This is a genomic window from Planotetraspora sp. GP83 (assembly GCF_041262585.1).
Lineage (GTDB): Bacteria > Actinomycetota > Actinomycetes > Streptosporangiales > Streptosporangiaceae > JAOEGB01.
Genome location: NZ_JBGCBZ010000004.1, coordinates 198831 through 220439, shown reverse-complemented (window position 1 = coordinate 220439; position 21609 = coordinate 198831). Strand labels below are relative to the sequence as shown.

Below are 21609 nucleotides of genomic sequence, written 5' to 3'. Positions count from 1 at the left end.
CCTCGCGCTGTGGGTCGCTAGTCCTCGTCTTCGTCCACTCCTTCGAGCAACAGGTCAAGGATTTCGGGGTCGACGGACTCCTGAAACGCCTTGATCTCCCTGATGATGTCCGAGAGCAGCTCGCTGTAGCCCTCCGGCATGTCGTCGGTAGCCGTGTCCACATCACGGGGCTCATTCATCTCGGTCACCTTCTCTTGGCGCCTCGACTTTGACCCCGGCTCTCCGCGCGGCGTCCGCCAGCCGGCGGTCGTAGGTGACCAGAGTGGACAGAGCCCGGCCCAGGTACAGGGCGGACGCGAGATGGATGGCGTCCAGAGTCCGCAAACCGAACGGTGTGATGGATGCCGCATTCCTGCGGATCTCAGCGTCCATCTCTATAAGCGTAAGTCCGCTCAGCAGAACGGGGACGTTGACGAGGGACTCGGGGTCGGCGCGGCCCGCCGCGCGAGGAAGCTCTACTTCTGTGAGAGTGGAGGTCGCCCAGCCGACTCCCTGTTGCGCCTCATCTCGCAGCCACGCCTCCAGCATGACCGATTCGTCTTCGCGAACCGCCAGCTTGAGGAGAGCGGAGGTGTCCAGATAGATGGTCATGGCAGCCGCTCCTCCCGTAGCTCCTCGAGAGCCTTCGAAGCCTTGGCCCCATGGTCGATGGGCTCCGTCGCGAAACGGCGGTCCAGCCAGTCGAGGAGGCGCTGGCGGTCCGCTGTCGCGGGCTTGGCGCGGCCCTGCGCCACCAGTTGCGCGAGCACGTCCTCGCCGGAGTCCACAGGGACGACCCTGGCTACCAGGGTGCCGTTGTCGGTGATGTCCAGCGTCTCTCCCGCCTTGACCCGGCGGATGCACGCGCTGGTGTGCTGGTTCAACTCGCGAATCGAGACGGTTCCCATGTCTTTCACTGTAGGACAGCGCTGTTCTACAGAGGCGATCACGAACGGGGGGTGTCTGGTCATATCCGCAGCGTAACGGAAGCTCGCGACGGAAAGTCGAACGGGCGTGCGGCTCCGCGATAGGGAATCGTCCCCTCCGGGAGACGATTCCCTACCGGCAGATCCGTCATGTCACGGCATACGGGCATAGGCGGGGAGGGTGAGGAACTCCGCGAAGTCGTCGTCGAGGGCGACTTCCTTGAACAGCGCGGTGGCCTGGGCGTACAGCTCCTCGTCGTAACCCGGCTCGGTGGCGATCTTGGAGAGCTCCTCCCCGATGATCCGCTCGACCAGCTCGCGGGTCACCACGGCTTCCGTGTCGGCCAGCTCGATGTCGTTGTGGATCCACTGCCAGATCTGCGACCGGGAGATCTCGGCGGTCGCGGCGTCCTCCATCAGGTTGTGGATGGCCACCGCGCCCAGGCCGCCCATCCAGGCCGCCAGGTAGCGCAGCGCCACATCGACGTTGTTGCGCAGACCCGTCTCGGTGATCTGGCCCGGCGTCTCGGACACCGACAGCAGGTCCTCGGCGGTGACGTGGACGTCCTCGCGGAGCCGGTCGAGCTGGTTCGGCCGCTCGCCGAGCACGCCGTCGAAGACCTCGCGGCAGATCGGCACCAGGTCGGGGTGGGCCACCCAGGACCCGTCGAAGCCGTCGCCCGACTCGCGGGTCTTGTCGGCCCGCACCTTCTCCAGGGCGACCTTGTTGACCTCGGGGTCGCGCCGGGAGGGGATGAAGGCCGCCATGCCGCCGATCGCGTGCGCGCCGCGCTTGTGGCACGTGCGGACGAGCAGCTCGGTGTAGGCGCGCATGAAGGGCGCGGTCATCGTCACGGCGTTCCGCTCCGGCAGCAGGAACTCGCGGCCGCGGGTGCGGAACTTCTTGATCACGCTGAACAGGTAGTCCCACCGGCCGGCGTTGAGACCGGCGGAGTGGTCCCGCAGTTCGTAGAGAATCTCCTCCATCTCGAACGCCGCCGGGTAGGTCTCGATCAGCACGGTCGCCCGGATGGTCCCGTGCGGGACGCCGAGCAGCTCCTGGGCCCGGACGAACACGTCGTTCCAGAGCCGCGCTTCCAGGTGCGACTCCATCTTCGGCAGGTAGAAGTACGGCCCGCGGCCCTTGGCGATCTGCGGCTGGGCGCAGTGGAAGAAGTAGAGCCCGAAGTCGAGCAGCGAGCCCGACATCTCGGACCCGTCGACCTGGATGTGCTTCTCCGGCAGGTGCCAGCCGCGCGGGCGGACCACCACAGTGGCGAGCTCCTCGTCCGGCTTCAGGGCGTAGGTCTTGCCTCCGGCGGAGAAGTCGATGGCGCGGTCGAGGGCGTCGCGCAGGTTGAGCTGCCCGTTGATCGTGTTCTCCCATGTGGGAGCGTTGGCGTCCTCGAAGTCGGCCAGCCACACCTTGGCGCCGGAGTTCAGGGCGTTGATCGTCATCTTGCGGTCGACCGGACCGGTGATCTCCACGCGGCGGTCCTCCAGGCCGGGAGCGGGGGGCGCGACGCGCCATTCCGACTCGCGCACGTGCTTGGTCTCCGGAAGGAAGTCGAGCGTGCCGCCCGCGGAGAGCTCGGCCTGCCGGTCCTGCCGCGCCGCGAGCAGCTCCCGGCGCCTGGCGTCGAACTCGCGCTGGAGGGTAGCCACGAAGGCGAGGGCCTCGGGCGTGAGGATCTCGTCGAAGCGATCGAGCGGAGGACCTGTGATCTCAACGCCTTCCATCGAGGCTCCTTTCCATTATGCGGAAATATGGTTCTGAATAGTGGAATCGACGCTACTCCACCCGTTCCCGGAGGGTCAACGCGGGGTGCGGCCTCAGGGGGTGCCCCGGGAGTCCTCGGGGAGTCCTCGGGGGCTTCCCCGATGGGCGGGAGCCGTACGGGACCGAAGAATCGAGGCATGAGAAAGCAGACGCTGATCGTCGCCGGAACCGTCCTGGGCGCGGGCCTGGCCCTGAGCGCGTGCGACCTGAATGTGGACTTGGGCCGGGAGCAGGCCGTGCAGTCCTACGACGTGCCCGGCAAGGTCACGGTCCTCGACGCCCACACCGGGTCCGGTGAGTTCGTGGTGAACGAGTCCGACAGGACCGGCGTCCATGTCACGGAGACCATGCACTGGCGCGGTGAGAAGCCGCGGAACGGGCACGGCGTCAGCGCCGGCACGCTGACGCTGGACTACAAGTGCGGTGACTGCTCGATCGACTACCAGGTCGAGGTCCCGCGCGGCCTGGACGTGAAGATCGACACAGGATCGGGGACGGTCACGCTGCGCCAGCTGACCGGTCCGGTGACCGTCACCACGGGGTCTGGCGACGTCGAGGCCAGGGGGCTGGCCGGAAAGGACGTCTCGGTGAACACCGGGTCAGGTGACGTCAAACTGAGGTTCGCCGCCGTGCCCGACCAGGTGCACGCCGAGACCGGCTCGGGAGACGGCCTGGTGTGGGTGCCCTCCGGGACCTACAACGTGACCACCGAGACCGGCTCGGGCGACCGGGACGTGCAGGTCACCCAGGATCCGTCCGCCCCGCGCACGATCGTGGTGAAGACCGGGTCCGGCGCCGCCAGGGTCTACAAGACGGGATAGTTGCCGCGGAAGACCCCGTTCGGGTCGCGGCGGCGCTTGATCGCGACCTGGCCCGCGACCACGCCCGCCGGGCGCACGAGACCTACACGCGCCTCGGCCTGGACCACTGGGCCGCCGAGAGCGCGCGACTCCTCGCCGAGCTGGGCACATAACGGGATGCGGTTTTCGCAGGCGTCGTGTCACCATCGATGGGAAGACACCAACGGGAAGACACCGCAGGTGTCGGATTGTTCGTCTAGTAGAGATGACATATATGCGCAACGAGCCCGAAGACCTGGCCATGGGCGACTACGAGCTGGAAGAGCGCCAGGCGCTCCGCCGCGTGGCGGGTCTGTCGACAGAGCTCGAAGACATCACCGAGGTCGAGTATCGGCAGCTCCGGCTGGAGCGGGTCGTCCTCGTCGGCGTGTGGACCAGCGGCACGCTCTTCGACGCGGAGAACTCCCTGCAGGAGCTCAAGCTCCTCGCCGAGACGGCGGGGTCCGAAATCCTCGAAGGCCTCATCCAGCGGCGGGACAGGCCCGATCCCGCCACCTACATCGGTTCGGGCAAGGCGAGCGAGCTGCGGGACATCGTGGCCGCCACCGGCGCCGACACCGTGATCTGCGACGGTGAGCTCACTCCCGGCCAGCTGCGGCAGCTGGAGGAGGTCGTCAAGGTCAAGGTGATCGACCGGACCGCCCTGATCCTGGACATCTTCGCCCAGCACGCCAAGAGCCGCGAGGGCAAGGCCCAGGTCGAGCTGGCCCAGCTCCAGTACCTCCTGCCCCGCCTGCGAGGCTGGGGCGGCAATCTGTCCCGTCAGGTCGGCGGACGCGCCGCGGGCGGCGTCGGCATCGGCGGCCGCGGCCCCGGTGAGACCAAGATCGAGCTGGACCGGCGGCGGATCCGTGAGCGGATGGCCAAGCTCCGGCGGCAGATCAAGGAGATGTACACGGCCCGCGAGACCAAGCGGCACCGCAGGCAGATCCGCGAGGTGCCCGCCGTGGCGATCGCCGGCTACACCAACGCCGGCAAGTCGTCGCTGCTCAACCGGCTGACCGGCGCCGGCGTGCTGGTGGAGGACGCGCTGTTCGCCACCCTCGACCCGACGGTCCGCAGGGCGCGCACGCCCGAGGGCCGCGTGTTCACGCTCGCCGACACGGTCGGGTTCGTCCGGCACCTGCCCCACCAGCTCGTCGAGGCGTTCCGCTCGACGCTGGAGGAGGTCGCCGACGCCGACCTGATCCTGCACGTGGTCGACGGCTCGCACCCCGACCCCGAGTCGCAGCTCGCCGCCGTCCGCGAGGTGCTGGCCGAGATCGACGGCACCGGCGAGATCCCGGAGATCGTGGTCGTCAACAAGGCCGACGCCGCCGACCCGGTGGTGCTGGCCAGGCTGACGATGAAGGAGCGGCACAGCGTGGTCGTGTCCGCCCGCACCGGCTCCGGCATGGGCGAGCTCATGGCGATGATCGAGCAGGAGCTGCCCCGCCTGGACCACGAGGTCCGCATGCTGGTGCCGTACGACAGGGGAGACCTGGTCGCGCGGGCGCACAGCGAGGGCGAGGTGCTGTCGCTCGAGCACACGGGCGACGGGACGATCCTGCACGCCCGGGTCCTCGCCGGGCTGTTCGCCGAGCTTGACAAGGTGTCCAAGCCCGTCGAAACGGTCTGAAATCGCCCGAAGTTGACTGATTTACCCGCCCGTGCGTGGTAGCAGCATGTCATTGGTGGCTCTGCGTCTTTACCCTTGCTACGATAAGGGAAGCCTAACGAGACCTTATGGCGCGGGTAACAAGATGACACCACTGAGTGCTGTTACACGTGGGGGGCGTGCGCGGGCATCGGCCACGAGCTGCGGGGACAGCCGCCGGTGCCACTGGGGAGACGGAAGTGACCCCACGATGTCGGTGAGGCGGTCCGGCGTTCTTCTCAATAACCCTGTACATCAAGCCGACCTGTGAAATAACGTAACTGAACTGAAATCGCCCGGGTTGACGATCCTGGCGGTAGGGTCATCGCACAACACCGGTGCGCGATGAGGCAGGAGACCCCCCAATGACGTCCGGACACGAAGCGGACCCAGTGGGCGCGGCGCCCACAAGCTGGGCCCATTCGGCGTCCACGGATGCCGGGCAGGTGGTCGGATGACTGTTCGCCTTCTCACCAACATCGGTCGGCTCTGGACCGGGCACGATGTGTGCAGCAACGCTGCCATCCTCGTGCACAACGACCGGATCGCCTGGGTCGGCCGCGCGGCCGACCTGCCGCAGAGCGTCCCGGGCGTCGTCGACGACATCGTCGACGTCGACCACGTGGAGAACCTGGGTGGCGCGCTCGTCACGCCCGGTCTCATCGACGCGCACACCCACCCCGTCTACGCGGGCAACCGGTACGCCGAGATGGCGATGCGGTCCGGCGGGTCCACGGCCTCCGCGATCAACGCGGCGGGCGGCGGCATCGGCTCGACCGTCACCGTGACCCGCGGCACCGACCCCTGGACGCTGTGCAACGGCGTCCGCGAGCGGCTGCGTGACTGGCTGCTGAGCGGCACCACGACCGTCGAGGCCAAGACGGGCTACCACCTCACCCGCGACGGCGAGCTGGCCGACGTGCGGCTGCTGCGCGAGCTCGAGAAAGAGCCGATGATGCCGCGGGTGCACGTCACGTTCCTGGCGGCCCACGTCGTGCCGCCGGAGTACTTCGGCCGCCAGCGGGACTACGTCGAGGCCGTCGCCGCCTGGTGCGCGGACGCCGCCGGCGCCGGAGCCGACAGCGTGGACGTCTACTGCGACGACGGCCACTTCAGCGCCGACGAGGCCCGCTGGGTGCTGGCCTCCGGGCGCAACGTCGGGCTCATGCCGCGCATCCACGCGGGCGCGTACAACCGCCGCGGGGCGGTCCAGCTCGCCGCCGAGATGGGCTGCGCCTCGGCCGACCTGCTGCACCACACGTCCGACGAGGACATCGCCATGATGGCGAGGTACGGCGTGCCGGCGGTCGTCTGCCCGGGGACCGCTCTGCAGCACGGCGCCCTCCCGCCGGTCCGCCGGATGCTCGCCCAGGGCATCACGGTGGCGCTGGGCAGCGACCACAACCCCGGCCACTGCGGCATCACCTCGATGTCCCTGGTGATCAGCCTCGCGGTGGCCGCGTTCGGGATGAGCGTGGGCGACGCGCTGCGCGCGGCCACGCTGGGCGGCGCGCAGGTGCTGGGCGCTCCCGACCGGGGCATCCTCGCGCCGGGACGGCTGGCCGACATCGTCCAGTGGGACGCCGACCACGAGGGCGCGTTCGCCTGGTCCTTCGGCCTCAAGCCCCGCCGAGTCTGGCGCGGCGGCACCCCCGTCCAATAACCCACCCCACTCCACCCTCGCACGTGATCACGCACGCGCCCCCTGCACGTGATCATGCAGGGATTCCCGTGCATCCCGTCTGACCAGCCCCACCGCTGCACGTGATCATGCATGGATTCCTTGTGCGCCTGTGTGACCTGCGGAGATTCGTTGCGTGATCAGGCAGGCCGGCCGCGAGCGGGTAATCTCTCGATATGTCGCCGTCTGTCGCCGTTGTAACGGATTCCACCGCGTACCTGGACGAGTCCGAAACGGCCAGATGGGGCATCACCGTGGTGCCACTCCAGGCGATTGTCGGCGAGCGGACTTTCGACGACATGACGCCGATCGACGCCGCCGCGTTGGCGAGCGCCCTTCGTGACCGGTCGTCGATCACCACGTCGCGGCCCGCCCCAGGCCATTTCGCCGGCGCGTACGAAACGGCCGCCGCTCGCGGGGCCTCAGGTGTCGTCTCCATCCATCTTTCGGGAGAGATGTCCGGCACCGTGGACTCCGCCCGCATCGCCGCCCGAGACGCGCCCGTCCCCGTCGAGGTGATCGACAGCAGGTCCATCGCCATGGGCCTCGGGTTTCCCGTGCTCGCCGCCGCCCAGGCCGCCCGTACGGGAGCGCCGCTCGCGGACGTGGCGTCGGCGGCGAGGAGGCGCGCCGACGCGGCCCGCACCTTCTTCTACGTCGACACGCTCGAATACCTCCGCCGGGGCGGCCGGATCGGAGCCATCAGGAACCTGGTCGGATCCGCACTGGCGATCAAGCCGCTGATACACCTGGGCGACGGCACGATCACCCTTCTGGAGAAGGTCCGTACGGCGAGCCGCGCGATCGCCCGCCTGGAGGGCCTGGCAGTCGAGGCGGCCGGGGAGGAGCCGGTCAACGTGGCGGTGCAGCACCTCATGGCCGCCGGGCGGGCCGAAGCCCTCGCGGAAAGCCTGACCCTGCGGCTGCCCAAGCTGGTCCGCATGACGGTCGTCGAGGTGGGCCCGGTCCTCGGCGTCCACACCGGGCCAGGAACGCTCGGCGTGACCATCTCCCCGCCCGTACGGTAAACCGCCCGGCCATTTCGCCATCCCGTGCGGCTTTCCGGCCTATTCGCGCCCGGCCTTCCGGCGCGGGTTCCCACCGCGTACCGGGTCGCCGTCGCTTGGCGCGGGCCTCGCCCGCGAGCGAATCCGGCTCGCCAGGCGACGAGATGGGAGCCGGTCTTGTCCCGTCCGAGTAGCGGCTACGGGCTGGGCCGGGCCTGTGGAGAACCTGCGTTATCCCCAGAGCCGCGTTCTGGCCGAAAGCGGGTCCGGCCGTATCCCTACTTTCTCTGGCGTGCGAACAACGCAGCAGCCGGCACATCAGGCCGTCGCCGAGGCCCGTCTTCGCTGCTTGATGGCACCCATGGGCGTCGACCCGCCCGCCGCTCGCATCCGCTCGTCGCCCGCCGCGCCTGGACCGCCGCCGTCGTTCGGCGCGCCCTACGAGCTCAGTACGGCTGTCGCCACCCCTCAGCCGAACGACGAAGAGGAGGAGCCAGCCGTGCATATCCCGGCCGATGGGTTGTCCGAGCGGGTGCGCGCGAAGCTCGGCTCTGCCGCGCCTCTGCTGGATCCGGGAACGCCCGGGCTCCGGGTACTGGTGCTCCTCGGCCTGCTCGCGGCGGTGGTCGCGGGCATCTTCGCCTGGCGGTCGCAGCCCGTCGCGGAGCCGGTCGGGCCGCCGATGGCGCCGCCGAGCCCGGTGAGCGCCGCAGGATTCGCCGCGTCGTCGCCGTCCCCGGCGAGCAGCGTGACCGTGTACGTCACGGGCAAGGTCCGCAGACCTGGCGTACTGGCGCTGAGGACCGGGTCGAGAGTCGTCGACGCGATCGAGGCCGCCGGAGGGGTGCGGAAAGGGGCGACCCCGGGTGCCGTCAACCTCGCGAGACGCCTGGTCGACGGAGAGCAGATCGTGGTGGGAGCGCCCGCGACGAGCACGCCGGGCGGCGGGCAGGTGGCCGGTCCTGTGGAGGGTGGCGTGCTCAACCTCAACACGGCCACCGCCGAGCAGCTCAACGGGCTCCCCGGCGTGGGCGACGTCCTGGCTCAGCGCATCGTCGAGTTCCGGGAGGCCCACGGCGGCTTCCGGAGCGTCGACCAGCTCCGTGAGGTCTCCGGCATCGGCCAACGCAAGTTTGCTGAGCTGAAAGACAGGGTCGCCGCATGACCGGCGACACCCGCCCGGCACCTGATGCGCGGGGCTCCGGTGCGGGCCTTCACGACCGGGGGGCGGATACGACTTCCCGGGAGGTTCCGGAGGGACGGGAGGTGCGGGAGGGGCGGCTGGGCGGCGTTCCGTCGGTGGTGCTCGTGGCTCCGGCGCTCGCTTCGTGGACGACCGCGCTGGTCCTGCTGGGATGCGCGGCCGTCGTCGCCGCGCTCGTGTCCGGGGTTTCCGTCACAGGCGCGGCGGTGGTGTACGCCAGGGGCAGGCGGAGGTCGCGCCGCGAGGTCATCTCGCCCGGTGCCGGTGCCGTGGCCAAGCTGGGGCTTGCCGTCCTGGCCTGCGTGGCGGCGACGGCGGCTGTCGTGGCATTCAAGGTCCACACGGTCAGCAGCGGTCCGGTGGCGGAGCTCTCGGCACGCGGAGCCACGGTCACGGCGGAGGTGGTGATCACCGATGACCCCAGAGTGCGGCCGCACCACGGTGGCGTGACCCGCCGGGACAGCGCCGTAATGGAGGCACAGATGGTCGTGGTCGCCACCACGCGGACGCGCTTCGTCGTGGATGTCCCAGTCGTCCTCCTCGGGCCGGGTGACGGGTGGAGGGGGCTGCTGCCCAGCCAGCGGGTACGGGTGCGGGGGCGGTTGGGGCCCGCCGAGCCCGGTGAGCTGACCGCCGCCGTGCTTCTCGTCCGCGGTCCGCCCGAGCCGCTCTCCGGTCCTTCGAGCCTCCAGAGCGCCGCTGGAGCGTTGCGCGCGGGGCTGCGGGAAGCGAGTGACGTGCTCCCGCCCGACGAGCGCGGCCTTCTGCCGGGCCTCGTCGTGGGCGACGTGTCCCGGATGGACGACCAGGTCAAGCAGGACTTCAAGACCGCCGGGCTCAGCCATCTGACGGCTGTCAGCGGGGCCAACCTCGCTTTCGTGGCGGGAGCCGTGCTCCTGATCGCGAGACTCGCCGGGCTGCCTCTCCCGGTCCGAGCGGTCGTGGCGGTCGCCGCGATGCTGGGGTTCGCGGTGGTCGCACGGCCGTCCCCGAGTGTGCTGCGGGCCCTGGTGATGGGCACCGTGGCCGCGATCGCGCTCGGCAGTGGCCGATCGAGGGACGGCCTCGCCGCGCTGTCGGCCACCGTGCTCGGCCTCATGCTGTTCGACCCGGGGCTCGCCAGGCAGTACGGCTTCGCGCTATCGGTCTTCGCCACCGGTGGCATCCTGCTCATCGCGCCCCGATGGCGTGATCGTCTCGCGATGAGAATGCCCGCGTTGCTCGCCGAGGCGATAGCCGTACCCGCCGCGGCGCAGGTGGCGGTGACGCCGATCCTCGTCCTGATGTCCGGCCGGCTCGACCTGGTGGCGATCCCGGCGAACCTGCTGGCCGGTCCCGCCGTGGCACCCGCCACCGTGCTCGGCTTCGCCGCGGCGCTGCTGGCGCCGCTGAGCATGGGAATGGCGCAGATTCTGGTGCGCCCCGCGGGGCTGGCGGTCGGCTGGATCATCGCCGTCGCCGAGCGCGCCGCGGATCTGCCCGTCGCGACCGCTGACTGGCCGGGCGGGATGCCGGGGCTCGGACTACTGGTCGCAGCCGCTGTCGTGGGCTGGGTCATCCTGCGCGGGCGCGGGCGCAGGCGGGTCGTCGCCGCTTTGGTGATCGGCGGCCTGCTGGCCGCCCTCATCGCCGGGCCCGTCGCCTCGCCCTGGCCCCCACCGGGATGGCTGATGGTGGTCTGCGACGTGGGACAGGGAGACGCCATGGCGCTGTCCGCGGGCGAGGGGAAGGCGGTGGTGGTCGACACTGGTCCCGAGCCCGGACCGGTCGACCGCTGCCTGCACGACCTCGACGTCCGTAAGGTGCCTCTGATGGTCCTGACCCACCCGCACCTCGACCACGTCGGCGGCCTCACGGGGGTCCTCCGTGGCCGGCCGGTCGGCGCGGTGGTCGTGAGCCCGGGACGCGTCCCAGAACGGGAGAGCGCCCGTGTCTCATGGGAACTGCGGGCGAGACGGATCCCTGAGTGGGTGACGCCCCCGGGAACGCGGTGGCGGTTCGGGGCGGCCGAGCTGACCGTCGAGCTGACCGTGCTGGCCCCGGCTCCCGGAGCCGCCCGAGAGGGGCCGGGGGAGGGAGCGATCGCGAACAACGGCAGCGTCGTGCTGCTCGTGCGCTGGTCCGGGGCGACCGGGGCGCCGATCGGATCGGCGTTGCTCGCCGGGGACCTCGAAACAGAGGCGCAGGCCGCCCTGCTACACGTCGGAGTGCCTCAGGTCGACTTGCTCAAGGTTCCGCATCACGGGTCGTCTCGACAGGATCCGGCGTTTCTCGCGGCCACACGGGCACGAGTGGCGCTGATCAGCGTGGGCGCGGTCAACGACTACGGCCATCCCTCGCCCCTGACACTGCGCCGCCTTAGCTGGCTCGGTATGCGCCCATACCGGACCGACCTTTCCGGAGACCTCGCAGTCGTCGCACACTCCGTCCATCTGGCCGTCGTCCCCAGAGGCAAGGCGGCGGGTTGACGACAAGCGGAGCCGCCGATCAGATCTGCGGCTGTTGGTCTGTCGTGGGCATGGCCGAAGAAGCTTCACCATCTCGGCTTCCACGCCGATATCTCTGTTTCTTTCTCCTCAGGTCTCGAGGCGACCCACGAGGTCGCGGGCTGGGTGTGCCCTGGCCCGGCCGGCGTGGCATGCTGCCAGGCATGGCGAACCCAGCACCTGTGACCCTGGTCGTCGGCGACGAGGAACTTCTGGCCGATCGGGCTGTCGGCTCCATCGTGGCGGCGGTGCGCGCGGACGATCCCGAGGCGGAGGTCCACGATCTTCTGGGTGCGAAGGTGGAGCCGGGGGAGCTGACGCGGCTTTCGTCCCCGTCGCTGTTCGGGGGCAGGTCGGTCGTCGTGGTCCGCTCGGCGCAGGACCTGCCGAAGGACGTCATCACCGAGATGGTGAAGTACACGGCCCGTCCGGCGGACGACACCGTCCTGGTGCTGGCACACCCCGGCGGCGTGAAGGGCAAGGCGCTCGTCGATGGGGTGAAGAAGGCGGGTGCCGAGGTCGTCACGGTCGTGAAGCCGACGAAACCGGGCGAACGGCTGGACTTCATCAAGGCCGAGGTCAGGCGCGAGGGCCGGACGATCTCTCCTGCCGCCGCCCAGGCTCTGCTCGACGCGGTGGGGAGTGACCTCAGGGAACTCGCGGCGGCGTGCAGCCAGCTCGCGTTCGACACCCCGGGCAAGAACATCGACGAGGCGGCCGTCGCCCGTTATCACCGGGGCCGGGCGGAGGTGAGCGGGTTCACCATCGCCGACCTGGCCATCGAGGGCCGGCTCGGTGAGGCGCTCGAACAGCTCCGCTGGGCCCTTGCCACCGGCGTCGCCCCGGTGCTGATCGTGAGCGCGCTCGCAGGCGGCCTCCGGTCACTGGCGAAGATCGGCGGCGCGCCCCGCAATCTGAGGGGAGGCCAGCTCGCCAGCCATGTCGGGATGCCCCCATGGAAGATCGACAGGGTGAAACGCCAGCTCAACGGGTGGGGACCGGAGGGCATCTCGGCAGCTGTGCAGGCCGTGGCCTCCGCCGACGAGCAGGTCAAGGGTGGCGGCACCGATCCGGCGTACGCCCTCGAAAAGACGGTCCAGGTCATCGTCGCCAGCCGTACCGGGCGCTGAGCGGAGTCGTTCGCTCGGGAGCCATGGCGCGGCTTCTCGGGGTGGCGGGGGCGAGGGGCGCTGATCACTCGGTTCGGTGGGGCTGCTGTCGAGCCGCCCCGGGCTCGCCGTGGCGTTCGGCGTTCCCGCCGTGTCACCGCTCGTCGCCGCCGTCGTTCCGGCGGAGGACAGGCGGCATCGGCACGGCGCCCCACCGAGCGGCGCTGAGCGACTTCCTCGCCGATCTCCGGGACGGGTGGGGGAGGCCAGGAGAGGCACCGATGGTTCCTGGCCAGCGTGGCCGGGCACGGCGTCCGGCACCTCGCGGCGGGCGTCCTGCTGACACTGGGCCCGGTCATCGCGGTGCGGGGGCTGGCCGGCGAGTCCGCATGGGTGGTCATCGCGCACATCCCGCTCGGGGACACCGCGGTGCAACGTCCCCATACGCGCCAGAGTTGCAGGCTTCCCAGGACGGCCACTCTAGGGAGTCCGTACGGGATCTCGAAACGGTGGGTTATGGAGCGGATGCGCTGCGGCGATGCCGCCGTGATATCGAAATCATGATAATCACCCGCCGTGCATGCCAAAACGCCGCATCCCCGCTATGGGGATGCGGCGCCGGAAGTCCGGGTGGACTACTTGGCGGCCTGCAGAGCGGCGGCGCGCTTGGCGATCGCCGACTTGCGGTTGGCGGCCTGGTTCTTGTGAATGACGCCCTTGCTGACGGCCTTGTCGAGCTGGCGTGAGGCGGCCTTGAGGGCCACCACGGCCTCGTCGACGTTGCCGCCGTCAGCGGCCTCGCGGAATTTGCGGACCGCCGTCTTCAGGGACGACTTGACCGCCTTGTTACGCAGCCGGGCCTTCTCGTTCTGCCGGTTGCGCTTGATCTGGGACTTGATGTTCGCCACGAAGAAAGCCTCAGTGTAAGTCTTGGTCGGATGGGGCGCGCGGGCTCGTGAGAGGGCGCGCCACACGCAGTTGAACAGGATACCAACAGGCCGGGTCGCCGCTCAAATCACGCCAACCGGCCATCGCCTGTGACCCCATGCTAGCGCGGATGGACCCAGCCGGTTCGATATTCCGCCCAGTCGTCCTCGGTGGCGGCGAAGTCCACATAGAGGGCGAGGCCGAGGTTGGTCCGAGGGCCGTGCTCGGTCAGGGCGAGCCGGGTGCCGTCCGCGGCCGCCGCGACGCTCTCGGCATAGTCGCTCAGGGCCAGCATGTGGTCGTGGTAGGCGGGCGCGCCGATGAGCACGGTCTTGTGCTCGGGAACGATCTCCATGGCCAGCTTCGCCTGCCGTACGACGTATCCGCCGTAGAGGGTCTGCAGCGGTGTCCACGAGTCGTAGGTCATGATGGCGACCTGGTCGGTGAGGTCCGCGACCTGCCGGAAGTAGCCCGGCGTCCAGTATTTGTCGTGGCCGCCGATCAGCCGGAACGGATACCGCACGCCGGGGAAAGGCTCGATCTGCTGGGTCGCCACCGTCAGGAGCCGGGGGCCGATGGCCTGCCGCGTCTCCCGCAGCACGCTGAGAAACGCCGGATCCCCGTCGGACACGGGCTCGAAGTCGTAGTGGACGCCGTCGAATCCCAGCTCCGTCAGCGCCTTGGCGCCCGCGACGATCCTCCCCCGAGCCTCCGGATCGGCCAGGTCGAGATGCTTCTTCCCGTTGTCGTTGACGCTCTGGCCGAGCCAGGCGGACACGCGCACCCCTGGCAGCCTTTCGCGCCACCATTTCAGGAAATTTCCGGCGTTGAGGTATCTGTCCGGCCGTAAGGTGCCGTCGTAGCCCAGGGGGCCGCTGTGGACGTACACGTCCCGGATCCCGCTGTCGCGGAGCCGTACGGCCAGGGCGTCCACGTCGGCCGCGGTGCGCCTGCCGTCCACCCAGGCGTGTCCCATCCACAGGGCGTCGTGCCCGGTCGTCTTGGCCCAGGCGGCGGGGGAGCCGGTGAACTGCAGCCGCAGGGCGGCCGCCGCCGCGAGTCCGAGCGCGAGCGGCACGGCCAGCGCCACGGCCGTCCATCGAATCACGCGTTTGGCGGTCCGTCTGTTGGTCCGTCTGGTGGTCGAGGCAAGCATCGGGACATGCCACCATGGAGGGTGGCTGGTCCGCCAGCCCTTGACGGGAGAGCCCGCGGACCGCGAGGCGACCCGGCTCGACCGATCGGCACTCACCCACCCTGTTGAAACGGACCTCGGTGCGCACTCAGCCTGGCCAGACCGACCCCGCGTTGATCCGCAACTTCTGCATCATCGCGCACATCGACCATGGCAAGTCGACCCTCGCCGACCGGATGCTCCAGCTCACCGGCGTGGTGGACGACAGGTCCATGCGCGCGCAGTACCTGGACCGGATGGACATCGAGCGCGAGCGCGGCATCACGATCAAGTCGCAGGCCGTGCGGCTCCCATGGAACGGCCACGTCCTCAACATGATCGACACCCCCGGGCACGTCGACTTCTCCTACGAGGTGTCGCGGTCGCTGGAGGCGTGCGAGGGCGCGATCCTGCTCGTGGACGCCGCCCAGGGCATCGAGGCGCAGACGCTGGCCAACCTCTACCTGGCCATGAACGCCGACCTGCACATCATCCCGGTGCTCAACAAGATCGACCTGCCGGCCGCCCAGCCGGACAAATACGCCGAGGAGATCGCCGGCCTCATCGGCTGCGACCCGGCGGATGTCCTGCGCGTGTCCGGAAAGACGGGGATGGGCGTCAAGGAGCTGCTGGACCACGTTGTGGAGAACGTGCCGGCCCCCGTGGGGGACGCCGGAGCGCCGGCCCGCGCTCTGATCTTCGACTCGGTGTACGACACCTACCGCGGCGTCGTGACGTACGTGAGGGTCATCGACGGGCACCTGTCCAAGCGGGAGCGGGTGCTGATGATGTCGACCACGGCGCAGCACGAGCTCCTGGAGATCGGCGTCATCTCTCCCGAGTCGGTGCCGTCCGAGATGGGCCTCGGCGTCGGCGAGGTGGGATACCTGATCACCGGCGTCAAGGACGTCCGCCAGTCGCGGGTGGGCGACACGGTCACCAGCACGGCCAAGCCCGCCACCGAGGCGCTGGGCGGCTACGAGCACCCCAAGCCGATGGTGTACTCCGGCCTCTACCCGATCGACGGCGACGACTACCCCGAGCTCCGCGAGGCGCTCGACAAGCTCCGGCTGAACGATGCCGCGCTGGTCTACGAGCCGGAGACGTCGGCCGCGCTGGGCTTCGGCTTCCGCTGCGGGTTCCTCGGCCTGCTCCACATGGAGATCGTCCGGGAGCGGCTGGAGCGGGAGTTCAACCTGTCGCTGATCTCCACCTCGCCGAACGTGATCTACCGTGTGGTGATGGAGGACAAGCGGGAGCTGATCGTCACCAACCCGTCGGAGTTCCCCGAGGGGAAGATCGCCGAGATCTACGAGCCCATGGTGAAGGCCACGCTGCTGGCGCCGGCCGAGTTCATCGGGGCCATCATGGAGCTCTGCCAGGGCCGCCGGGGCCAGCTCCAGGGGATGGACTACCTCTCGGAGGACCGGGTCGAGATCCGCTACACGCTCCCGCTCGGCGAGATCATCTTCGACTTCTTCGACCAGCTCAAGTCGAAGACCCGCGGTTACGCCTCGCTCGACTACGAGCCGTCGGGCGAGCAGGACGCCGACCTCGTGAAGGTGGACATCCTCCTGCAGGGCGAGGCGGTGGACGCGTTCAGCGCCATCGTCCACCGCGAGAAGGCGTACGCCTACGGCGTCGAGATGGCCAAGAAGCTCAAGGACCTCATCCCGAGGCAGCAGTTCGAGGTGCCCATCCAGGCCGCCATCGGCGCCCGCGTGATCGCCAGGGAGAACATCCGGGCCATCCGCAAGGACGTCCTCGCCAAGTGCTACGGCGGTGACATCAGCCGCAAGCGCAAGCTGCTGGAGAAGCAGAAGGAAGGCAAGAAGCGGATGAAGATGGTCGGCCGGGTGGAGGTCCCCCAGGAGGCCTTCGTCGCCGCCCTGTCCACCGAGAGCTCCACCGACAAGAGCAAGAAGTAGATCGGGAGAAATCGGCTCGCCCCGTTATGTAGGGGCGGGTTAGCGTCGGTTCATGCGCATCCTCTCAGTGAACGTGGGCCGGGCCGTGGACGCGGAGTGGGCGGGCGACCTCAAGCGGACCGCCATCGACAAGCGGGCCGTCGAGGGGCGGGTCGCCGTACGCGAGAACGGGCTGGCGGGGGACGAGCGCGCCGACGTCGCCCATCACGGGCATCCCGACCAGGCGGTCTACGCGTACGCCAGGGAGGACTACGACTGGTGGGAGCCCCAGATGGGCCGGAAGCTTCGCGACGGCCAGTTCGGGGAGAACCTCACCACCATTGGGGCCGATGTGACCGGCGCGCTGCTGGGAGAGCGGTGGCGGGTCGGGAGCGCCGTCATCGAGGTGACGGGCCCGCGCGTGCCATGCGTGGTGTTCCGCAACTGGCTCGACGAGCGCGGCTGGGTCAGGCGTTTCACGGAGGCAGGCCGCCCGGGAGCGTACTTTCGCGTGATCGAGCAGGGCGACCTGGGCGCGGGCGACGAGATCGAGGTCCTGGTACGGCCGGCCGGCAGCGTGACGATCGCCGAGTCGTTCCTGGCCTACAACGGGGACAAGGACCTGATGCGCAAACTGCTCGCCTACCCGGGGCACGGTGAGAAGTGGGACCGCGCCGCCGGCAGAGTGCTGAAAGGCTAGGGGGCCGGAGCCAACCAGGTGCTCCGGCCCCCAGCGACCCGCCCGCGTGCTGCGGAGGGCGGGGTCAATGGGACGTCAGCGCAGAATGGAATAGAGCGCCGACGTGAGGGACGCCTTGGCGTCGTCCCCGTCGATCGACCACATCATCGAGCCGCCGAGGCCCTTGAGCCGGATGTAGGCGGCCTTCTGGAGCAGGACGGCCGGGTCGTCGTAGGACCAGAACTCGTTGCCGTCGTACAGCCACTGGGTGCCCGTCCGCAGGTCGCGGTAGCGCTTGCCGGGCTTGCCCGCCAGGACCTTGTAGTCCTCGGTGCCGGGACCCCAGGCGCCGGGGGCGGCGCCGGTGGCCGGGGCGTAGAGGCCGTTGCCGCTGGACTTCACGCCCGTCCAGCCCTGGCCGTACGCCGGGACGCCGACGACGATCTTCCGCTTGGGCGCGCCACGGCTGACGTAGTCGCGCACGGTCTGGTCGACGCTGTACTTCACCGGGTTGGGGTCGCGCCGGTCGGTCAGCAGGTTGCCGTTGTGACCGGTCTGAGGCTCCCAGGTGCCGTGCAGGTCGTAGCCCTGGACGGTGGCGAAGTCGAGCGAGTTGAAGATCCTGCTCACCTCGAAGCCCGAGTCGATCTTGGCGGCGGCGGCCGGCAGGAACGCCGTCAGCTCGGAGCGCCGGTCGAAGGCCTTCGCCTGGCGGCGCAGCTCGGCCAGGAACAGCGTGAAGTTCTGCTTGTCCTCGGGCCGGATGACGTTGCCGTCGTTGCCGGACGAGCCGGGCCACTCCCAGTCGAGGTCGATGCCGTCGAACACGCCCGCCCCGGCGCCGGCGGGCAGGCCGGGCAGGTTGCCCTTGAGCCAGAGGTCCACGCAGGACGCGGCCAGCTTGGCCCGGGACTCGGGGGTGAGCACGGCGTCGGAGAAGTACCTGGACCCGGTCCAGCCGCCGATCGAGATCAGCACCTTCAGCCCGGGGTGCTTGGCATTGAGCTTCTTGAGCTGGTTGAGGTTGCCCTTCAGCGGCTGGTCGCCGGTGTCGGCGACGCCGTCGACGCTCTCCTCGGCGGAGACGCCGCGCTGCCAGTCCGCCCAGGGGTCGGCGGAGTAGCACGTGCCCTCGGGGCCCACGAACCCGAACGCGTAGTTGATGTGGGTCAGCTTGGCCGCGGCGCCGCTGGTGTCCACGTCCTTGACGTGGAAGTTGCGCCCGTAGATGCCCCACTGGATGAAGTAGGCGACGCGCTTGTAGCCGTCGGGGTGTGCCTGGGCCGGTGACGACGGCACGGCGACGGCCGCGAGGCCGACGGCCGCCGCTACGAGGGTGTGCTTGAGGAGTCGGCGCACGTGGTCTCCTTGGCGCGCGATTTTATTAGGAAACTTTCTTTTAAATTCTGCAGGATCGTAGACCCGGGGTGATCAGCGCGTCAATGGCATCGGGAGAATGGCGGCAGACTGGAGACGTGCCTTCCGTGCTTCCCGACGGCGACCCCGTCCCCGCCTCCGGCGAGTTGCCGCTGAGCGCGCTCGACGGGCTGGGATCACGCCCGTTCGGTTTCTATGTCCATGTCCCGTTCTGCGCCAGCCGCTGCGGCTACTGCGACTTCAACACCTACACGGCCGCCGAGCTCGGCCCCGGCGCCTCGCAGAGGGACTACGCGGAGACCGCCATCGAGGAGGTACGGCTGGCCCGGCGCGTGCTGGGGGACATGGGGAATGCGGCCCTGCCCGTCGAGACCGTGTTCTTCGGCGGCGGCACGCCGACCCTGCTGCCGGCGGCCGATCTGGTGCGGATCCTGGAGGCGATCGACAAGGAGTTCGGCCTGCGCCCGGACGCCGAGGTGACCACGGAGGCCAATCCCGAGTCCGTCGACCCGGCATATCTGGAAATCCTGCGAAACGGCGGGTTCAACCGGATGAGCTTCGGCATGCAGAGCGCCAGGGAACACGTGCTGAAGGTCCTCGACCGCCACCACACCCCCGGCCGGGCCGCGCAGGCCGTACGGGAGGCGAAGGGCGCCGGGTTCCAGCACGTCAACCTGGATCTGATCTACAGCACGCCGGGGGAGACCGACGACGACTGGCGGGCCTCCCTGGGGGCGGCCCTGGCGGCCGGGCCCGACCACGTCTCGGCGTACTCGCTGATCGTCGAGGACGGCACCCGGCTCGCCGCGCGGATCCGGCGGGGCGAGTTGCCGATGCCCGACGACGACGTGGCCGCCGACCGCTACCTCATCGCCGACGAGATGCTCTCGGCGGCCGGGCTGCGGTGGTACGAGATCTCCAACTGGGCCACCGGCGACGAGGCCCGCTGCCGGCACAACCTGCTCTACTGGACCGGCGGAGACTGGTGGGGCGTCGGTCCCGGCGCGCACAGCCACGTCGGCGGCACCCGCTGGTGGAACGTCAAGCATCCGGCCGCGTACGCGGGCCGCCTCGCCTCCGGCGCCTCGCCCGCGCACGCCCGCGAGGTGCTGTCCGCCGAGGACCGGGCCGTCGAGCGGCTGATGCTGGAGCTCCGCCTGGCCTCCGGCTTCCCGCTGGCCGACCTTCACCCACGGGCCCGTACGGCATGCGACAGAGCCGTGTCCGAGGGGTTGCTGGAGGTCGGAGACGGGCGGATCGTGCTGACGCTGCGGGGCAGGCTTCTCGCCGACGGGCTCGTCCTCGACCTGACGTAGGCCGGGACCGTCAGGTCACGAGCCGGATCGTCGCCGGATAGCGGTAGTTCTCGCCACGGCTGGCGGCCACCGCCGCGAGGATGCCCGTGATCAGCGCGTACAGCCAGAGGACGGGGAGCAGCAGGAAGCCCAGGGCCCCGATGAGCACCACCATCAAGAGGACGGACGCGACGCACACGGCCATGAAGGCGATCGTGAGGGTGATCCAGAAGTTCAGCGCCTCGGCCGCCTGGTCACGCGCGTAGGGCGACTTGTCCTTGTGTGTGATGTAAATCACCAGCGACCCGACTATGCCGAGCGGCCACATGAAGAGGTTCGCGAGCCCGGAGAGATGGGCCAGGATCGCCATGGTCGTGTCGTCGCTGCCGGGCCGCGGGCCGTACTGTCCCGGCACGTACGGCCGGCCCGCCCCGAAGCCATACCCCGGCGCCCCGTATCCGGACGGTCCGTATCCAGGTGCCCCGTAACCGGATGGTCCGTATCCGGGCGCCCCGTAACCGGGCTGGCCATAGGAGTGGCCGGAGCTGCCGTACCCGGGTGCGCCGCCGTAGCCGGGCGTGCCCGGCTGTCCGTATCCTGGCTGTCCGTATCCCGGCTCCTGCGCTCGCGGCTCGAATGGGTCCGGCTCGTGCTGGTGCGGGCTCTCACTCATCGGAAGCCTCCTGGCCTTTCCGTATGTCATTCGAGGCTAGCTGGCGGCACGCCGCACCGGGCGGGGGGAGTGGGAACGCCGGCACGGGGCTCACTCGGGTTCGGTGACGAAGTCGATCAGCTCTTCGACCCGGCCGAGGAGTTCGGGCTCCAAATCGGTGAATGTCCGCACCCGCCCGAGAATGTGGCGCCATGCCTCCTGGGGATCCATCCGCCAGCCGAGGGCGGCGATCACGCCCTCCTTCCAGGGAACCCCGCGCGGCACGCTCGGCCACGCCGGGATGCCGAGCGCGGACGGCTTGACCGCCTGCCAGATGTCCACGTAGGGGTGGCCGACGACCAGCACATGGTCTCCGGAGACCTGGGCGGCGATGCGGCTCTCCTTGGACCCCGGCACGAGGTGGTCGACGAGCACGCCCAGACGACGGCCGCGTTCCGGGGCGAACTCCGCCACGATGGCGGGCAGGTCGTCGACGCCCTCCAGAAACTCGACCACGACGCCCTCGACCCGGAGGTCGTGACCCCAGATCTTCTCGACGAGGGACGCGTCGTGGACGCCCTCGACGTAGATCCGGCTCTCCTTGGCGACCTGGGCCCGCAGCCCGCCGACCGCGATCGACCCCGAGGCGCTCCGCTTGGGGCCCTGGGGCGCGGCGGCCGGCCGTACGAGTGTCACGGGCTTGCCGTCCAGCAGGAACCCGGCGGGCGCGAGGGGGAAGACCCGCCGCCGCCCGAACCGGTCCTCCAGCGTGACGGCCTCCTTGTCGCAGGCCACCACCGCGCCGCAGAACCGGCCTTCCGCGTCCTCGACCACGAGATCCGGCTCGGCCGGGACCGTGGGGATCTGGCCCCGCTTGGGGCGCCGCCAGTCTCCGGAAAGCACGTCCCGCCCATACATGCCGCGAACGCT

Annotated in this window: 19 protein-coding genes; 10 read left to right on the top strand and 9 right to left on the bottom strand. The window is 69.8% G+C overall.

Going from position 1 to position 21609, the window contains the following annotated elements; translation table 11 throughout:
* Positions 1-17: 17 nt before the first annotated feature.
* From ABH927_RS07720 to aceB, 4 genes are all read right to left on the bottom strand, one after another.
* A complete protein-coding gene (locus ABH927_RS07720; RefSeq protein ID WP_370019394.1) occupies positions 18-179 on the bottom strand; it encodes a hypothetical protein in 162 nt (53 codons plus the stop codon).
* Positions 172-591, bottom strand: coding sequence for a type II toxin-antitoxin system VapC family toxin (locus ABH927_RS07715; protein WP_370019393.1), 420 nt, complete (start codon positions 589-591; stop codon positions 172-174). The genes ABH927_RS07720 and ABH927_RS07715 overlap by 8 nt, the downstream gene beginning before the upstream one ends.
* Entirely contained in the window at positions 588-887 is a 300-nt protein-coding gene (locus tag ABH927_RS07710; protein ID WP_370019391.1) for a type II toxin-antitoxin system Phd/YefM family antitoxin, read from the bottom strand. Before ABH927_RS07710 ends, ABH927_RS07715 begins: the two co-directional genes overlap by 4 nt.
* Before the next feature lie 171 nt (positions 888-1058).
* A complete protein-coding gene (gene aceB / locus ABH927_RS07705) occupies positions 1059-2645 on the bottom strand; it encodes a malate synthase A (protein ID WP_370019389.1) in 1587 nt (528 codons plus the stop codon).
* Positions 2646-2822: 177 nt separating this feature from the next.
* On the opposite strand from aceB, the gene ABH927_RS07700 reads away from it, so the two are divergent.
* The 7 genes from ABH927_RS07700 (at position 2823) to holA (ending at position 12689) form a co-directional block, all read left to right on the top strand.
* Positions 2823-3506: a DUF4097 family beta strand repeat-containing protein gene (locus ABH927_RS07700; protein WP_370019387.1), complete on the top strand. Its 684-nt coding sequence runs from the start codon at positions 2823-2825 to the stop codon at positions 3504-3506.
* Between the two features lie 244 nt (positions 3507-3750).
* A complete protein-coding gene (hflX, locus tag ABH927_RS07695; protein ID WP_370019385.1) occupies positions 3751-5163 on the top strand; it encodes a GTPase HflX in 1413 nt (470 codons plus the stop codon).
* Between the two features lie 472 nt (positions 5164-5635).
* Positions 5636-6844: an imidazolonepropionase gene (gene hutI / locus ABH927_RS07690; RefSeq protein ID WP_370019384.1), complete on the top strand. Its 1209-nt coding sequence runs from the start codon at positions 5636-5638 to the stop codon at positions 6842-6844.
* Positions 6845-7038: 194 nt separating this feature from the next.
* Complete coding sequence (locus ABH927_RS07685) at positions 7039-7890, top strand: DegV family protein (protein ID WP_370019382.1); 852 nt, start codon at positions 7039-7041, stop codon at positions 7888-7890.
* Between the two features lie 340 nt (positions 7891-8230).
* Entirely contained in the window at positions 8231-9034 is an 804-nt protein-coding gene (locus ABH927_RS07680; RefSeq protein ID WP_370019381.1) for a helix-hairpin-helix domain-containing protein, read from the top strand.
* Between the two features lie 101 nt (positions 9035-9135).
* Positions 9136-11541, top strand: coding sequence for a ComEC/Rec2 family competence protein (locus tag ABH927_RS07675; protein WP_370019380.1), 2406 nt, complete (start codon positions 9136-9138; stop codon positions 11539-11541).
* 182 nt (positions 11542-11723) lie between these two features.
* Positions 11724-12689 (top strand): DNA polymerase III subunit delta, encoded by a 966-nt coding sequence (gene holA / locus ABH927_RS07670; RefSeq protein ID WP_370019378.1) that lies wholly within the window; start codon positions 11724-11726, stop codon positions 12687-12689.
* A 614-nt stretch (positions 12690-13303) separates the two neighbouring features.
* On the opposite strand, the gene rpsT is transcribed toward holA, so the two are convergent.
* Together rpsT and ABH927_RS07660 are read right to left on the bottom strand one after the other, a co-directional pair.
* Complete coding sequence (gene rpsT, locus ABH927_RS07665; RefSeq protein WP_261585928.1) at positions 13304-13576, bottom strand: 30S ribosomal protein S20; 273 nt, start codon at positions 13574-13576, stop codon at positions 13304-13306.
* 140 nt (positions 13577-13716) lie between these two features.
* Positions 13717-14703, bottom strand: coding sequence for a hypothetical protein (locus tag ABH927_RS07660; RefSeq protein WP_370019376.1), 987 nt, complete (start codon positions 14701-14703; stop codon positions 13717-13719).
* 167 nt (positions 14704-14870) lie between these two features.
* On the opposite strand from ABH927_RS07660, the gene lepA reads away from it, so the two are divergent.
* Positions 14871-16697, top strand: a complete 1827-nt coding sequence (lepA, locus tag ABH927_RS07655; protein WP_370019374.1) for a translation elongation factor 4 — start codon at positions 14871-14873, stop codon at positions 16695-16697.
* Positions 16698-16749: 52 nt separating this feature from the next.
* The gene (locus tag ABH927_RS07650) at positions 16750-17376 is read left to right on the top strand and encodes an MOSC domain-containing protein (protein WP_370019372.1); all 627 of its coding nucleotides are present in this window, start codon (positions 16750-16752) and stop codon (positions 17374-17376) included.
* 75 nt (positions 17377-17451) lie between these two features.
* Here the strand turns inward: ABH927_RS07650 and ABH927_RS07645 are convergent, their stop codons facing one another.
* A complete protein-coding gene (locus ABH927_RS07645; protein WP_370019370.1) occupies positions 17452-18714 on the bottom strand; it encodes a glycoside hydrolase family 18 protein in 1263 nt (420 codons plus the stop codon).
* A 116-nt stretch (positions 18715-18830) separates the two neighbouring features.
* On the opposite strand from ABH927_RS07645, the gene hemW reads away from it, so the two are divergent.
* On the top strand, positions 18831-20048 hold the full coding sequence (hemW, locus tag ABH927_RS07640) for a radical SAM family heme chaperone HemW (protein WP_370019368.1): 1218 nt from the start codon (positions 18831-18833) through the stop codon (positions 20046-20048).
* Positions 20049-20058: 10 nt separating this feature from the next.
* Here the strand turns inward: hemW and ABH927_RS07635 are convergent, their stop codons facing one another.
* Complete coding sequence (locus ABH927_RS07635) at positions 20059-20700, bottom strand: DUF4870 domain-containing protein (protein WP_370019366.1); 642 nt, start codon at positions 20698-20700, stop codon at positions 20059-20061.
* Positions 20701-20790: 90 nt separating this feature from the next.
* Positions 20791-21597 (bottom strand): DUF3097 domain-containing protein, encoded by an 807-nt coding sequence (locus ABH927_RS07630; protein ID WP_370019364.1) that lies wholly within the window; start codon positions 21595-21597, stop codon positions 20791-20793.
* Positions 21598-21609 lie beyond the last annotated feature (12 nt).

Coding starts and splice junctions, on each gene's coding strand:
- ABH927_RS07720 (WP_370019394.1), bottom strand. CDS start 179: ATGAATGAGCCCCGTGATGTGGACACGGCTACCGACGACATGCCGGAG.
- ABH927_RS07700 (WP_370019387.1), top strand. CDS start 2,823: ATGAGAAAGCAGACGCTGATCGTCGCCGGAACCGTCCTGGGCGCGGGC.
- ABH927_RS07630 (WP_370019364.1), bottom strand. CDS start 21,597: ATGTATGGGCGGGACGTGCTTTCCGGAGACTGGCGGCGCCCCAAGCGG.
- ABH927_RS07635 (WP_370019366.1), bottom strand. CDS start 20,700: ATGAGTGAGAGCCCGCACCAGCACGAGCCGGACCCATTCGAGCCGCGA.
- ABH927_RS07650 (WP_370019372.1), top strand. CDS start 16,750: ATGCGCATCCTCTCAGTGAACGTGGGCCGGGCCGTGGACGCGGAGTGG.
- holA (WP_370019378.1), top strand. CDS start 11,724: ATGGCGAACCCAGCACCTGTGACCCTGGTCGTCGGCGACGAGGAACTT.
- aceB (WP_370019389.1), bottom strand. CDS start 2,645: ATGGAAGGCGTTGAGATCACAGGTCCTCCGCTCGATCGCTTCGACGAG.
- ABH927_RS07685 (WP_370019382.1), top strand. CDS start 7,039: ATGTCGCCGTCTGTCGCCGTTGTAACGGATTCCACCGCGTACCTGGAC.
- ABH927_RS07710 (WP_370019391.1), bottom strand. CDS start 887: ATGGGAACCGTCTCGATTCGCGAGTTGAACCAGCACACCAGCGCGTGC.
- hutI (WP_370019384.1), top strand. CDS start 5,636: ATGACTGTTCGCCTTCTCACCAACATCGGTCGGCTCTGGACCGGGCAC.
- ABH927_RS07680 (WP_370019381.1), top strand. CDS start 8,231: ATGGGCGTCGACCCGCCCGCCGCTCGCATCCGCTCGTCGCCCGCCGCG.
- hflX (WP_370019385.1), top strand. CDS start 3,751: ATGACATATATGCGCAACGAGCCCGAAGACCTGGCCATGGGCGACTAC.
- ABH927_RS07715 (WP_370019393.1), bottom strand. CDS start 591: ATGACCATCTATCTGGACACCTCCGCTCTCCTCAAGCTGGCGGTTCGC.